Source organism: Streptomyces sp. WAC 01529, assembly GCF_003945545.1.
In the GTDB taxonomy this organism is placed as follows: domain Bacteria; phylum Actinomycetota; class Actinomycetes; order Streptomycetales; family Streptomycetaceae; genus Streptomyces; species Streptomyces anatolicus.
On sequence record NZ_CP029617.1, the window covers coordinates 5,127,414 to 5,140,921 of the forward strand.

The window sequence follows — 13,508 nt, forward strand, 5'->3', positions numbered from 1 at the left end:
CGCCGGGCCCCAGGCGCCCGCCGCATGCCGTGATGCCTCTTCCCGGCGTCGGGCCCGGCTGACATGATCGGCCGGGTAACGGTCGTTAACCGGAGGAGGCGTCGGTCATGGGTGACGAGCAGCGGTACGGGGCGTACGTGGCGGTCAGGCGGCACGGCCATGTCGTCGAACTCGTCCTGGACCGCCCGAAGGCGATGAACGCCGTCTCCCTGGAGATGGCCCGCTCCATCGCCGCCGCCTGCGCCGCCCTCTGTGAGGACCGCGACGCCCGGGTCGTCGTCGTGACGTCCACCCACGAGCGGGCGTTCTGCGTGGGCGCCGACCTCAAGGAGCGCAACTCCCTCAGCGACGCCGAGTTGCTCCGCCAGCGCCCCGCCTCCCGCGCCTGCTACACCGGCGTGCTTGAGCTGCCCATGCCCACCGTCGCCGCCGTGCACGGCTTCGCGCTCGGGGGCGGGTTCGAACTCGCGCTCTCCTGTGACGTGATCGTCGCCGACCCGAGCGCGGTCGTCGGGCTGCCCGAAGTCTCCGTCGGTGTCATCCCGGGCGGCGGCGGTACGCAGCTCCTGCCGCGCCGCGTCGGTGCCGCCCGCGCCGCCGAGCTGATCTTCTCGGCGCGGCGCGTGGAGGCTGCCGAGGCAAGGGAGTTGGGCCTCGTCGACCTGCTGGTGGGGGAGGGCGAGGCGCGTACGGAGGCGCTCGCGCTCGGCGCCCGTATGGCCGCCAACTCGCCGGTCGGGCTGCGCGCCGCCAAGCGTGCGCTGCGCCTGGGGCACGGCCTCGACCTGCGGGCCGGTCTCGAGGTGGAGGACGCGGCGTGGCGTGCGGTGGCGTTCTCGGGCGACCGGGCGGAGGGCGTCGCGGCGTTCAACGAGAAGCGGAAGCCGCAGTGGCCCGGGGAGTAGGGAGACCCGGGTGCGGGGAGCGGGGTGCGGGGAGCGGAGCGCGGGGAGTACGCAGAGTTATGTCCCGAAGTTCGGCATTGCCGTAAACGTCATAGCCTGGAGTGATGGGTGAGGATGTCCGGCTGCGGGCCGTGGTGGAGCTGGCGCGGGGAATGGCCGCCGCGCGGACTCCGCGTGAGTCCTGGCGGGCCGCCGCCCTCGGTGCCTGCCGCGGGCTGAGCGGCAACTTCGCCGCGCTCTCCGTGTGGGAGCGGGACCTGGGCCGGCTGCGGGTGCTCGTGAACGCGGGCGAACGGGCCGAGGGCGAGGAGGAGTTCCCCGAGGGGGAGGCGTACCCCGTCCATCAGTTCCCGGAGATCACCGAGTTCCTGCACGAGCGCTGGGTCGGCGGCGGGGAGCCGAACGCGTGGGTCGAGACGGCCGAGGGCCCCCGGGGCGGCCGCTCCGCGGGCTACTGCCACCAGCGCGTCACGGCGCTGCGCCGGCGCGGGCGGGGCTGCTGTGTGGTCGCGCCGATCGTGCTGCACGGGCGGGCGTGGGGCGAGCTGTATGTGGCGAGGCCGGTGGGGGCGCCCGTCTTCGGCCGCTCCGACGCCGACTTCGCCACGGTGCTCGCGGCGGTGGCCGCCGCCGGGATCGCCCAGACCGAGCGCCTTGAGGAGGCCCGCCGCCTTGCCTTCACGGACGCGCTGACAGGGCTCGCCAACCGGCGCGCGGTGGATCTGCGCCTGGACGAGGCGGTGGAGCGGCACCGCGCCGCCGGGGCCGTGGTGAGCCTGGTCGTCTGTGACGTGAACGGACTCAAGCGGGTCAACGACACCCGGGGCCACGCCGTGGGTGACCGCCTCCTGGAGCGCTTCGGCTCGATCCTCTCGCTCTGCGGGGCGATGCTGCCGGGCACGCTGGCGGCGCGGCTCGGCGGCGACGAGTTCTGTCTGCTCGCCGTGGGGCCGACCGCGGACGAGGTGGTGCGGGTCGCCGATGAACTGTGCCTGCGGGCGGCCGAGTTGGAGCACGGCGACGGCGTCGCCTGCGGGGTCGCCTCCACCGGCGACCCGATCGGCCCGGTCCGCTCGGCCCGCCGCCTCTTCCGCCTCGCGGACGCGGCCCAGTACCGGGCGAAGGCGGCACGCGCGGCGAAGCCGGTGGTGGCGGGCCGCGAGGGCCCGGCGGGCGGCCGGGACCCGGTGATCAGCCTCGCGGACTCGCCCCCGCGCACGGACGATCCGGGGGAGCGCCGCCGGTTCCGGGGGCGGGGGGCGCCGGGGTAGGCGGCTCGGGCGCGCGGCGCCCGGTGGTTCGGGGTGCGAGGTACATACGTCCGCGGAGGCGCGGCAGGCGGGGCGAGGCCCGGTCCCGCCGGGCCGCCTGCTCGGTTCGGCCGGGCGGGACCAAGGGGTGCTCCGCCCGTTTCAGGGGCCGGGGCGCTCCGGGCCAGACGCCCCGGGCGTGCCGTGTCCGTCGCGTAAGTGGTCCCGGCCGCATCCACCCGTGACACCTGGCGATTCAATCCGTACGCTGCTGAATATGGATATGCACAGCGTGGGCACCGTGGCCCTTGGGACGTCCGGGACGACCGCGGCGGATGTCGTCGCCGTCGCGCGCGGGAACGCGCGCGTCGAACTGAGTGACGAGGCGCGGACCGCCCTCGCCGCCTCGCGGGAGATCGTCGACGCCCTCGCGGCCAAGCCCGACCCCGTCTACGGCGTCTCGACCGGCTTCGGAGCCCTGGCGAGCCGCCACATCGGCCCCGACCTCCGCGCCCAGCTCCAGCGCAACATCGTCCGCTCGCACGCCGCGGGCATGGGCCCGCGCGTGGAGCGCGAGGTGGTCCGCGCGCTGATGTTCCTGCGCCTGAAGACGGTCTGCTCGGGCCACACCGGCGTACGCCCCGAGGTCGCGCAGACGATGGCCGACGTGCTCAACGCGGGCATCACCCCGGTCGTCCACGAATACGGCTCGCTCGGCTGCTCCGGCGACCTCGCCCCGCTCAGCCACTGCGCGCTGACGCTGATGGGCGAGGGTGACGCCGAAGGCCCCGACGGCGAGCTGAGGCCCGCGGGCGAGCTGCTCGCCGCGCACGGCATCACCCCGGTCGAGCTGCGCGAGAAGGAGGGGCTCGCCCTCCTCAACGGCACCGACGGCATGCTGGGCATGCTCGTCATGGCCCTCGCCGACCTGGAGAAGCTCTACAAGTCGGCCGACGTCACCGCGGCCCTCACCCTCGAAGCCCTGCTCGGCACGGACAAGGTCCTCGCCCCCGAGCTGCACGCCATCCGCCCGCACCCCGGCCAGGCCGCGTCCGCCGCCAACATGCTCGCGGTCCTCGCCGGTTCGGGCCTCACCGGCCACCACCAGGACGACGCCCCGCGCGTCCAGGACGCCTACTCGGTGCGCTGCGCCCCGCAGGTCGCGGGCGCGGGACGCGACACCATGGCGCACGCCCGCACGGTCGCCGAGCGCGAGCTGGCCGCCGCCGTCGACAACCCCGTCGTGCTGCCCGACGGCCGCGTGGAGTCCAACGGCAACTTCCACGGCGCCCCGGTCGCGTACGTCCTGGACTTCCTCGCGATCGCCGCCGCGGACCTCGGCTCGATCGCCGAGCGTCGCACCGACCGCCTCCTCGACAAGAACCGCTCGCACGGCCTGCCGCCCTTCCTCGCGGACGACGCCGGGGTCGACTCGGGCCTGATGATCGCTCAGTACACGCAGGCGGCCCTGGTCAGCGAGATGAAGCGGCTCGCGGTCCCCGCCTCCGCCGACTCCATCCCGTCCTCCGCCATGCAGGAGGACCACGTCTCCATGGGCTGGTCGGCGGCGCGCAAACTCCGTACGGCCGTCGACAACCTGACCCGCGTCGTGGCCATCGAGCTGTATGCCGCGACCCGCGCCGTCGAGCTGCGCGAGGGCCTCACCCCGGCCCCCGCCACCCGCGCGGTCATCGAGGCGGCCCGCAAGGCGGGCGTCGAGGGGCCGGGCCCGGACCGCTTCCTCGCCCCGGACCTGGCGGCGGCGGACGCGTTCGTCCGCTCGGGCGGGCTGCTCGCGGCCGTGGAGCCGGTCACCGGCCCGCTGGCCTAGAACCGCACTCAGACCGGCAGGCCCTCGCGCAGGGCCTGCCGGATGCGGCGGGTGAGCGTGGTCCAGGGGCGCGAGTCGACCACGGGCAGCGCGCGCAGGGCCGCCTGCCGGGCGAGCCAGTGGGAGTACGCGGCGCTGACCTCGGCGCGCGCGGACTGGTCCCCGCTGCCGGGCTCCCGGCAGGCGTAGTTGGCCGTGATCCGGCGCGGGTCGCCCTCATGGAGGAAGACGGCCCGCACCTCGCGCCCGGCGGCGGCGCCCTCGCGCATGGCGAGCGCCGCGGCCGCGGGCGTGAGGTAGTCGCCCTCGATCACCGCGGGCACGTCGACGGTCAGGCGGTTGCGCACGACCCCCAGGAGCGCGGGGTCCAGGGCCTCGGCGGTGGCGATCTGCTCGTCCAGGACCCGCTCCGGGGAGAGCCGGGAGACGTCGAGGCCGTCGAAACGGTGGAGCCCCGGGTGCCCCTCGGCCGTGGTGATCGCCTGGACCGCGCCGACCACGTCGTCGAACTCGACGACGAACGCCTTCGACTCCTCGGCCAGTTCGGCGGCGACCCGGCTCTTGCCGATGCCGGACGCACCGCCGATCAGCAGGATGTCCCAGGGTGGGGCGATGGCCGCGCCGCCGTTCAGTACGCCGCGCCGCGGGCCCCGGCCGAACGCTCTCTGCGTACGGAGTAGGCGACGAAGCCCGCTCCCAGGCCGAGGAACGCCGTCCCGCCGATCACGTACGGAGTCGTGTCGAAGCTGCCGGTGTCCGCGAGGCGGCCGGTGGACGCGGCCGTCTCGTGGTGAGGTGCTGCTGCCGAGGTCGTGGGCCTGTCGTCCCGGGCCGTCTCGTGCGGCCCCGGAGAGGTCGCGTTCGCGGAGGGGACGAACCACAAGGCGCCGAGGAGGGCTCCTGCGGCGGTGGCGGTCAGCATGGATCGACGTGCGGACACGGAATCGGATCCCCCTTGTGGTGCTGGCGAATTGGCCGTGTGGGCCGATGGTAGTGAAAGGCGCGGGTCGCGGGAAAGTCGCGGGGGAGCCGGGCCGTACGCTCCGTCATATGACTGGAGACGAGACATCACGGTTTGTGCGACTGCGGGTCGAAATGGTGGTCGAGATCGATGACGCCGGAAAGCTGACCGGCGCGGCGCTGGGGCGCATCGCCGAGGACGAGCGGATGCCCGCCGAGGAGCGCGCGCACGCCGAGGCCGCCGTCAAGGAGGACGGCGCCGAGGCGCTCGCCTATCTGGTGGATCCGTTCGACCTGGTCAGCGCGGTCCCCGGGGTCGAGCTGACGCAGGCCTCGTGGAGCAGCGAGATGGTCGACTACGACCCCGATTCGCCGGACTGGGACCCGGACGAGGATGATGACGACGAGGACGACGAGTTGGTGTGAGCCGACGGCGCGAGCCGGCATGACCGGCAGCGCGAGTCGGTGCAAGTCGGCGGCGCGAACCGGATTGGACGATCCGGAATCGGGGACCCCGGACAGCAACCGCCGTCCGGGGTCCCGTCGTCTCACCCCCGCGTGATGATCGGTTTTCCCGTGGGCCCTCCCATGCCGCACAGTGGGGGCAGGGGACGGTTCCAGTACCGCGGAGGTGGTGTTCCCCACACCCGGTGCGGTAGTGGAACGGGACGAACCGGGCAGAACGTTATGCGGGTGACGAGGGGCTCCCGGGGCTGGTCCGGGTATCCGGACACATTCGGGTATCCGGCCTCATTCGGGGATTCGGCAACTATGGAGATGCGTGTGATGACGGACAGTAGGCGTCGCAAGCCGGGGCGCGGACGCAAGGGCCTGGCGGCCGTGTCCGCTCTCGTCGGCGGCGTGCTCGTGCTCTCGGCGTGCAACGGCGACGACGGCGACAAGGCCTCCGGCGGCAAGGAGTCGCAGAACCAGGTCGACGAGGCGGCGGCCAAGAAGACCTCCGCCGCCCAGATCAGGATCGCGCCGAAGAACGGCTCCGACAACGCCAGCATCAACAGCGCGGCCAAGGTCACGGTCAGCGACGGCACACTCACCGCCGTGACGATGAAGTCCGCCGAGGGCAAGGCCGTGGCCGGTCAGATATCCGCTGACAAGAAGAGCTGGAAGCCCGCCGCCCAGCTCGAGCGCGCCACGAAGTACAAGATCTCGGCGACCGCCACGGACTCCGAGGGCCGCAAGGCGCACGAGAACTCCGCGTTCACGACCGTCTCGCAGGCCAACAGCTTCATCGGCAATTTCACGCCGGAGGACGGCTCCACGGTCGGCGTCGGCATGCCCGTGTCGATCAACTTCGACAAGGGCATCACGAACAAGAAGGAAGTCCAGTCCGCGATCAAGGTGTCGTCCACCAGCGGCCAGGAGATCGCCGGCCACTGGTTCGGCAACAACCGCCTGGACTTCCGCCCCGAGGACTACTGGAAGGGCAACTCCACCGTCACGCTCAAGATGAGCCTCGACGGTGTCGAGGGTGCCGACGGTGTCTACGGCGTCCAGCAGAAGACCGTCCAGTTCAAGATCGGGCGCAACCAGGTCTCCATCGTCGACGCCAAGACGAAGACGATGAAGGTCACCCGGGACGGCAAGGTCGTCAAGACCATCCCGATCTCCGCGGGCTCGCCGGAGAACAAGACGTACAACGGCAAGATGGTGATCTCCGAGATGTTCAAGGAGACCCGCATGGACGGCGCGACCGTCGGCTTCAAGGACGGCGACGGCAAGGGCGAGTACGACATCAAGGACGTGCCGCACGCCATGCGCCTGTCCTCGTCGGGCACCTTCATCCACGGCAACTACTGGGGCTCGCCGTCCATCTTCGGCAACGCCAACACCAGCCACGGCTGCATCGGTCTCGAGGACGCCAAGGGCGCGGGCGACAAGAGCAAGCCCGGCGCGTGGTTCTTCGACAACACCATCACCGGTGACGTCGTCGACGTCCGCAACACCGGCGACAAGACCATCGCCCCGGACAACGGCCTCAACGGCTGGAACATGGACTGGGCGCAGTGGAAGGCCGGCTCCGCCGTCTGACCCCACACGCTCGTACGGCGGAACGGTCGTACGACAGGCATGAACGCGGCCCGCATCCCGAAAGGGGTGCGGGCCGAAAACGCACCCGTACCAACTCTCCACTTACTCCCCACTATTGAGCAGATGTTCGGCTCTGGGCATACTTCGCTCCACGAGGGGCGACAGCCCCTGAACCTCCAGGGGGAGACTTGCACAGACAAGTGAAGAGAGCGTGCGGGGCCAGCGTCGCCGCGGCGGTCGCCGTGGCGCTTGCGGCGGGCATGACCAGCCCGGCGGCAGCGGAGCCGGTACCCGCGGGGGACGTGATCGGTGCGCAGGGCACGGCGGGCAAGGCCGTGGGCAACCACCGCATCACGCTGATCACCGGTGACCGGGCCGTCGTGGACGCCAAGGGCCGCGTCGTCGGCCTGGAGCGGGCCAAGGGGCGCGAGCACATACCCGTGCAGGTGCGGCGCAGCGGCGGGCACACGCTGCTGATACCCGCCGACGCGCAGCGGCTGATAGCCGACGGCAAGATCGACCAGCGGCTGTTCGACGTCACCGAGCTGAACAGCAAGCGCAACCGAGCGGCCCAGAAGAAGGGCCTCAAGCTCATCGTCGGCTACAAGGGAGCCGCGGCCGGCGCCAAGGCCGATGTCCGCTCCGCCGGTGACACCACGGTCCGCAGGACCCTGAAGTCGCTGAACGCGGACGCGGTCACCACGCCCAAGAGCGACGCCGCCGACCTGTGGGCGGCCCTCACCAGCGGCAAGGGCGACGCCCGCACCGCCGCGTCCGGCGTCGGCCACGTCTGGCTCGACGGCGTCCGCAAGGCGCGCCTGGACAAGAGCGTCAAGCAGATCGGCGCCGACAAGGCGTGGGCCGCCGGGTACGACGGCAAGGGCGTGAAGATCGCCGTCCTGGACACCGGCGTCGACGCCACCCACCCGGACCTCAAGGACCAGGTGGTGGCGGAGAAGAACTTCACGCCGTCCCCGGACGCCAAGGACCGCTACGGCCACGGCACGCACGTCGCGTCCACCGCGGCCGGTACGGGCGCGAAGTCGGGCGGCAAGTTCAAGGGCGTCGCGCCCGCCGCCAAGCTCCTCAACGGCAAGGTCCTCGGCGACGACGGCTACGGCGAGGACTCCGGCATCATCGCCGCCATGGACTGGGCGGTCGCCGAGGGCGCCGACATCGTCAACCTCAGCCTCGGCGGCGGTGACACCCCCGGTGTCGACCCGCTTGAGGCGCAGGTGGACAAGCTCTCCGCGGAGAAGGGCGTCCTCTTCGCGATCGCCGCGGGCAACGACGGCTCGCCCGGTTCGGTCGGCTCCCCGGGCAGCGCGGACTCCGCGCTGACCGTCGGCGCGGTCGACGGCGACGACAAGCTGGCGGAGTTCTCCAGCCAGGGTCCGCGGGTCGGCGACGGCGCGATCAAGCCCGATGTCACGGCCCCGGGTGTGGACATCACCGCGGCCGCGGCGCCGGGCAGCATCATCGACGGGGAGGTCGGCCAGAACCCCGCGGGCTATCTGACGATCTCCGGTACGTCGATGGCGACCCCGCACGTCGCGGGCGCCGCCGCGCTGCTCAAGCAGCAGCACCCCGACTGGAAGTACGCCGAGCTGAAGGGCGCCCTGACCGCGTCCACGAAGGACGGCAAGTACACGCCGTTCCAGCAGGGCTCGGGCCGTATCGCGGTCGACAAGGCCATCAAGCAGACCGTCTACGCCGACCCGGTCTCGGTGAACTTCGGCACGCAGCAGTGGCCGCACGCCGACGACAAGCCGGTCACCAAGAAGGTCACGTACAAGAACACCGGCAAGGACCCCGTCACCCTCGACCTGACCGTCTCCGGCAAGGACCCGAAGGGCCGCACGGCCCCGGCCGGTTTCTTCGCCCTCGGCGCGAAGAAGGTGACCGTCCCCGCGGGCGGTTCGGCCTCGGTCGACCTGACCGCCGACCCCAAGCGCGGCGCCGCGCTGGACGGCACGTACTCCGCGTACGTGGTGGCGAGCGGCGGCGGGCAGTCCGTGCGGACCGCCGCCGTGGTCGACAACGAGGTGGAGTCCTACGACCTGACGCTGAAGGTCATCGGACGGGACGGCGCTCCGGCCAAGTCCTACGACGCCGACCTCGAAGGCGTCACCGGGCTCGCCAAGGACAAGTCCTACAACCCGTTCGACGCCTCCGGCACCGTCAAGGTCCGGGTGCCCAAGGGCGGTTACATCCTGAACTCCGGGATCGTCGTGGACCCGGCGGACTTCACCAAGGGTGCCGACTGGATCGCGCAGCCGAAGCTGAGCGTCACCAAGGACACCACGGTGACGCTGGACGCGCGCACGACGAAGCCGGTGGACATCACCGTGCCCGCCGAGGGCGCCAAGATGGAGTTCGCGGCTCCGGACTACAGCATCGACACCGCGAGCACGGGCTACAGCTTCGGCTGGTTCCTCGACTCGTACGAGAACTTCCGTACGAAGCACCAGGGCCCGCAGGTGACCGACGGCTCCCTGTTCCAGCAGTGGGACGGGCACTGGACCAAGGGTGAGGACACCGAGTACAACGTCGTCACCGGCCGCAAGGTCAAGCAGGTCGCGACCGGTTACACCAAGCACTTCAAGGCGAGCGAGCTTGCCAAGGTGAAGGTGAACCTGGGCGCGTCGAGCTCGGGCAAGAAGGGCACGCTCAACGCCTTCGGCTACGTCCCCGGCAGTTCGAGCGGTTCCTCGCTCGGCATTCCGCGGCCGCTGCCCTCCACGCGGACGCTGCACCTGTCCACCGTGGACAAGGTGGAGTGGAGCTTGGACATGGAGCAGCAGGCGGGGACCACCCCCGACGGCTGGCCCATCGTCGACGCGGCCTACTCGCTGGGTGCCCCGCAGGTCTTCAAGGCGGGCCAGAGCTACGAGAAGACCTTCAACACGGCGGTCTTCGGTCCGCGTGTCGGCGGCGACTACGGCGTCTTCCGCAACGACAACGAGATCGTGGGCTACCTGCCGCTCTTCGCGGACGGCAAGAACCACGCGGGCTCCTCGCTCTACACGTCGGCGAAGTCGACGCTGTACCGCAACGGCACCAAGGTCGGCGAGAACGACAGCCCGCTGGTCGGCGAGCCGTTCAAGGTGTCGTCGGGTGACGCGGCGTACGAGCTGAAGACCTCCGTCAAGCGCTCCGTGAAGGTGGCCGCGGCCTCCACCCGGATCGACGCGAGCTTCAAGTTCCGCTCCAAGAAGGTGGAGAGCGCCAAGCTCCCCGTCTCCGTGGCGCGGTTCAGCCCGGCGGTCGACCTGCGCAGCAGGGCGGAGGCCGGCAAGACCCAGTCCGTGCCGGTCACGCTCCAGGGCTCGGCGGCGGGTTCGAACCTCAAGTCCCTCTACACCTACGTCTCCTACGACTACGGCCAGACCTGGAAGCAGGTCAAGGTGGTCAACGGGAAGATCTCGGTGAAGAACCCCGCCAAGGGTGAGGGGATCTCCTTCCACGCCAAGATCACGGACAAGAAGGGGAACAAGTCGACGCTGTCGATCTACAACGCGTTCTACGGCAAGTGATCTTGCCCGGCTAGTGCGTTGACCCCGGCGCGGCGCCGAAGGGACTGTCGATCACGTATCGCCAGTATCCGTCGGCGCCGCGTCGTACCACGTCCGTGGCGGTGGAGCGCACCACGCCCTCGCCGATCTCCCAGTCGACGACGAGGAGCGCGATGTCACCGGCGACGTGCACGTGCCGGGGCGTCACCGAGATCGGCAGACCGAGGGCGAGGAAGGGGCCGTTGGCGGCGGCGATCTCCGCGCTGCCGTGCACGGCGGCTCCGGTCTCGGGCACGAAGGCGGCCCGCGCCTCGTACAGCTCGCGCACGGCGTCGGCGTCGCCGCTGTTGAACCGCTCGGCGAACGCGGCGGGGACGTCCTCGGCGCGGGTGGGCAGGGAGGGCAGCGAGGGCGTGGCCGCCGGTGTCGATATCGTCATGGGCACGACGGTAGGAGGCGGCTTCGTGACTCACCGAACGGAAAGCGGCGCCGGTGCCGGGCGGGCGGCCCCGGGCCTGCCGGACGACGCGCGGGCCAGGGTCACGGCCCCGAGCCCCGCCTGCCCCGTGGAGATCACGCTTGCCGCCCTGCGGGGCCGCTGGACCACGCTCCTCGTCCGCGAGCTGCTGCGGCGCGAGCGGAGCACGTACAGCGAACTGGCCGCGGCCCTGCCCGAGCTGTCCGACAAGGTGCTTGCCGACCGCCTCGCCCAGCTCGTCGCCGCGGGCGCCGCCGAGCGCACCCGCACCCCCGGCTGGCCCCCGACGGTCACCTACGAACTCACCGTGCGCGGGCGCGCCCTGGGGCCGGTCATGCAGGCCCTCTGGGACTGGGGCGCGGCGGCTACTGTGAACCCATGACCACCCCACCACCCGACCCCGCGAGGGCCCACTCCGCCCTCCCCAAGGCCGAGTTCGCCTTTCCCGGCCCCCTGCGCGACCAGCTCGTGGCGGCCGTCCTGGACGGGTCCAAGACCTCCACGACGGGTCTGGTCCTGGACTACGAGCGCGCCGGTGACCCCCTGCCGAAGGCCGGTGAGCGCTCGGTCGTCGTCGACTCCGCTGACCGGCCCGTGGGCGTCATCGAGGTCACCGAGGTGCGGGTGGCGCGGCTGGCCGACGTGGATCTCGCGCACGCCGTCGACGAGGGCGAGGGGTTCACCTCCGTCGCCGCGTGGCGGGCGGGCCACGAGGGCTTCTGGCACAGCGCCGAGATGCGGGCCGAGCTGGGGGACGAGGAGTTCACCGTGGACGACACCACCGAAGTCGTCCTCGAACGCTTCCGGCTCATCGCCGACCTGCGGGCGCCGGCTCAGCCGCCGCTGCCGTAGGGCTTGGTCAGGATCTCCAGCTTGTGCCCGTCCGGGTCGTCCCAGTAGACGCCGCGGCCGCCGTCGTTGGTGTTGATCTCACCGGCGTGGTGGTGGTACGGATCGGCCCAGTAGGGCAGGTCCCGCTCCTTGATCCGCCCGAAGATCGCGTCGAACTCGTCCTCGGAGACCAGGAAGGCGTAGTGCTGCGGGGTGATCGGCCCGCCGTCGCCCTCGAAGTAGTCGAGGGTCACGCCGTTGGGGATCTCCACGGGGATGAACGGCCCGTACTGCGGGCTCACCTCAAGCCCCAGGATGTCCGCGAGGAACTGGGCGGACGCCTTCTTGTCCGTGGCCGCGACGATCGTGTGGTTCAACTCGATGGACATGAGTGACCTCCTCGTTTCCCGGAACCCCCGTGGTCCTGCGCTGACGGGGACCACGGTAGGCCGGGGCACGGGGCGCCCGGATCGGTCACGGGTCCCGGTTCCGCCGCGCCCTGCGGACCAGGCCCCGGGACCGAGGCGTTTTCAAGCCACGCGGGCGCTCAGATCGTCGCGGCGTCGATCACGAAGCGGTAGCGCACGTCGCTGGCGAGGACGCGCTCGTACGCCTCGTTGATCTGGTCGGCGCGGATCAGCTCGATCTCGGAGCCCAGGCCGTGCTCGGCGCAGAAGTCCAGCATCTCCTGGGTCTCCCGGATCCCGCCGATCATGGAGCCCGCGAGGGTCTTGCCGCCGCCGATCACGGAGAAGAGGTTGAGCGAGACCGGCTCCTCCGGGGCGCCGACGTTGACGAAGGCGCCCTCCGGGCGCAGCAGCCCCAGGTACTTGTCGAGCGGCAGCGGCGCCGAGACCGTGGAGAGGATCATGTCGAAGGTCCCGGCCAGCTGCTCGAAGGTGGCGTCGTCGCTGGTCGCGTAGTAGTGATCGGCGCCGAGCCGCTCGCCGTCGGCCTTCTTGCGCAGGGACTGCGACAGGACGGTCACCTCGGCGCCCAGGGCGTGCGCGATCTTGACGCCCATGTGGCCGAGGCCGCCGAGGCCCACCACGGCGATCTTCTTGCCGGGGCCCGCGTTCCAGCGCTTGAGCGGGGAGTACGTGGTGATGCCGGCGCACAGCAGCGGCGCGGCCACGTCCAGCGGGAGCCCGTCGGGGATGCGGACGGTGAACGCCTCGTCCACGACGATGTGCGTGGAGTAGCCGCCGTAGGTCGGCTCGCCGTTCTTGTCGAGCGCGTTGTACGTCCCGACATTGCCCCGCGTGCAGTACTGCTCGAGGCCCGCCTCGCAGTTCTCGCACGTACGGCAGGAGTCGACCATGCAGCCGACGCCGACGCGGTCGCCCACGGCGAACTTGGTGACACCGGGGCCGACCTCCGTCACGACACCGGCGATCTCGTGGCCGGGCACCATCGGGAAGATGCCCTCGCCCCAGCCGTCGCGGGCCTGGTGGATGTCCGAGTGGCAGATCCCGGCGTACTTGATGTCGATCAGGACGTCGGACTCGCCGACGGCGCGGCGCGGGATCGTGGTCCGCTCCAGGGGCGCGCTGGGGGCGGGTGCGGCGTAGGCGGTAACGGTGGTGATCTGCTCAGTCATGGCATCCACACTGCCAATGAGCTGCGGGTTCACCCAGCCACCCGTTCTGCCTACGTCCAGCGGTCCTACTACTGGTGGGGTCAGGCTCG

The 13,508-nt window shown here is 71.4% G+C and carries 13 protein-coding genes; 8 read left to right on the forward strand and 5 right to left on the reverse strand.

Features of this window, described 5'->3' with window-relative positions; genetic code table 11:
- Positions 1-107: 107 nt before the first annotated feature.
- From DMA15_RS23235 to hutH, 3 genes are all read left to right on the forward strand, one after another.
- Positions 108-905: an enoyl-CoA hydratase-related protein gene (locus tag DMA15_RS23235; protein ID WP_125514678.1), complete on the forward strand. Its 798-nt coding sequence runs from the start codon at positions 108-110 to the stop codon at positions 903-905.
- A 104-nt stretch (positions 906-1,009) separates the two neighbouring features.
- Positions 1,010-2,176, forward strand: coding sequence for a GGDEF domain-containing protein (locus tag DMA15_RS23240; RefSeq protein WP_125514679.1), 1,167 nt, complete (start codon positions 1,010-1,012; stop codon positions 2,174-2,176).
- Between the two features lie 262 nt (positions 2,177-2,438).
- A complete protein-coding gene (hutH, locus tag DMA15_RS23245; protein WP_125517957.1) occupies positions 2,439-3,986 on the forward strand; it encodes a histidine ammonia-lyase in 1,548 nt (515 codons plus the stop codon).
- Between the two features lie 8 nt (positions 3,987-3,994).
- Here hutH and DMA15_RS23250 read toward each other — a convergent pair whose 3' ends face one another.
- Both DMA15_RS23250 and DMA15_RS23255 read right to left on the reverse strand, forming a co-directional pair.
- Positions 3,995-4,618, reverse strand: a complete 624-nt coding sequence (locus DMA15_RS23250) for an AAA family ATPase (RefSeq protein ID WP_240660249.1) — start codon at positions 4,616-4,618, stop codon at positions 3,995-3,997.
- Positions 4,615-4,908 (reverse strand): LPXTG cell wall anchor domain-containing protein, encoded by a 294-nt coding sequence (locus DMA15_RS23255; RefSeq protein WP_125517959.1) that lies wholly within the window; start codon positions 4,906-4,908, stop codon positions 4,615-4,617. Before DMA15_RS23255 ends, DMA15_RS23250 begins: the two co-directional genes overlap by 4 nt.
- A gap of 128 nt (positions 4,909-5,036) precedes the next feature.
- On the opposite strand from DMA15_RS23255, the gene DMA15_RS23260 reads away from it, so the two are divergent.
- The 3 genes from DMA15_RS23260 (at position 5,037) to DMA15_RS23270 (ending at position 10,531) form a co-directional block, all read left to right on the forward strand.
- On the forward strand, positions 5,037-5,372 hold the full coding sequence (locus tag DMA15_RS23260) for a hypothetical protein (protein WP_125514680.1): 336 nt from the start codon (positions 5,037-5,039) through the stop codon (positions 5,370-5,372).
- A 360-nt stretch (positions 5,373-5,732) separates the two neighbouring features.
- A complete protein-coding gene (locus DMA15_RS23265; protein ID WP_125514681.1) occupies positions 5,733-6,995 on the forward strand; it encodes an Ig-like domain-containing protein in 1,263 nt (420 codons plus the stop codon).
- A 200-nt stretch (positions 6,996-7,195) separates the two neighbouring features.
- Complete coding sequence (locus DMA15_RS23270) at positions 7,196-10,531, forward strand: S8 family serine peptidase (RefSeq protein WP_125517960.1); 3,336 nt, start codon at positions 7,196-7,198, stop codon at positions 10,529-10,531.
- Between the two features lie 10 nt (positions 10,532-10,541).
- Here the strand turns inward: DMA15_RS23270 and DMA15_RS23275 are convergent, their stop codons facing one another.
- On the reverse strand, positions 10,542-10,949 hold the full coding sequence (locus tag DMA15_RS23275; protein WP_125514682.1) for a nuclear transport factor 2 family protein: 408 nt from the start codon (positions 10,947-10,949) through the stop codon (positions 10,542-10,544).
- Between the two features lie 25 nt (positions 10,950-10,974).
- On the opposite strand from DMA15_RS23275, the gene DMA15_RS23280 reads away from it, so the two are divergent.
- Together DMA15_RS23280 and DMA15_RS23285 are read left to right on the forward strand one after the other, a co-directional pair.
- A complete protein-coding gene (locus tag DMA15_RS23280; protein WP_240659901.1) occupies positions 10,975-11,370 on the forward strand; it encodes a helix-turn-helix domain-containing protein in 396 nt (131 codons plus the stop codon).
- Positions 11,367-11,840 carry an ASCH domain-containing protein gene (locus tag DMA15_RS23285; RefSeq protein ID WP_125514684.1) on the forward strand — a complete coding sequence of 158 codons (474 nt, stop codon included), beginning with the start codon at positions 11,367-11,369 and terminating at the stop codon, positions 11,838-11,840. Before DMA15_RS23280 ends, DMA15_RS23285 begins: the two co-directional genes overlap by 4 nt.
- On the opposite strand, the gene DMA15_RS23290 is transcribed toward DMA15_RS23285, so the two are convergent.
- Both DMA15_RS23290 and DMA15_RS23295 read right to left on the reverse strand, forming a co-directional pair.
- On the reverse strand, positions 11,822-12,208 hold the full coding sequence (locus DMA15_RS23290; RefSeq protein WP_125514685.1) for a VOC family protein: 387 nt from the start codon (positions 12,206-12,208) through the stop codon (positions 11,822-11,824). The two genes, DMA15_RS23285 and DMA15_RS23290, sit on opposite strands and share 19 nt — an antisense overlap.
- Before the next feature lie 158 nt (positions 12,209-12,366).
- Positions 12,367-13,419, reverse strand: a complete 1,053-nt coding sequence (locus DMA15_RS23295) for an NAD(P)-dependent alcohol dehydrogenase (protein ID WP_125514686.1) — start codon at positions 13,417-13,419, stop codon at positions 12,367-12,369.
- Between the last annotated feature and the right edge of the window lie 89 nt (positions 13,420-13,508).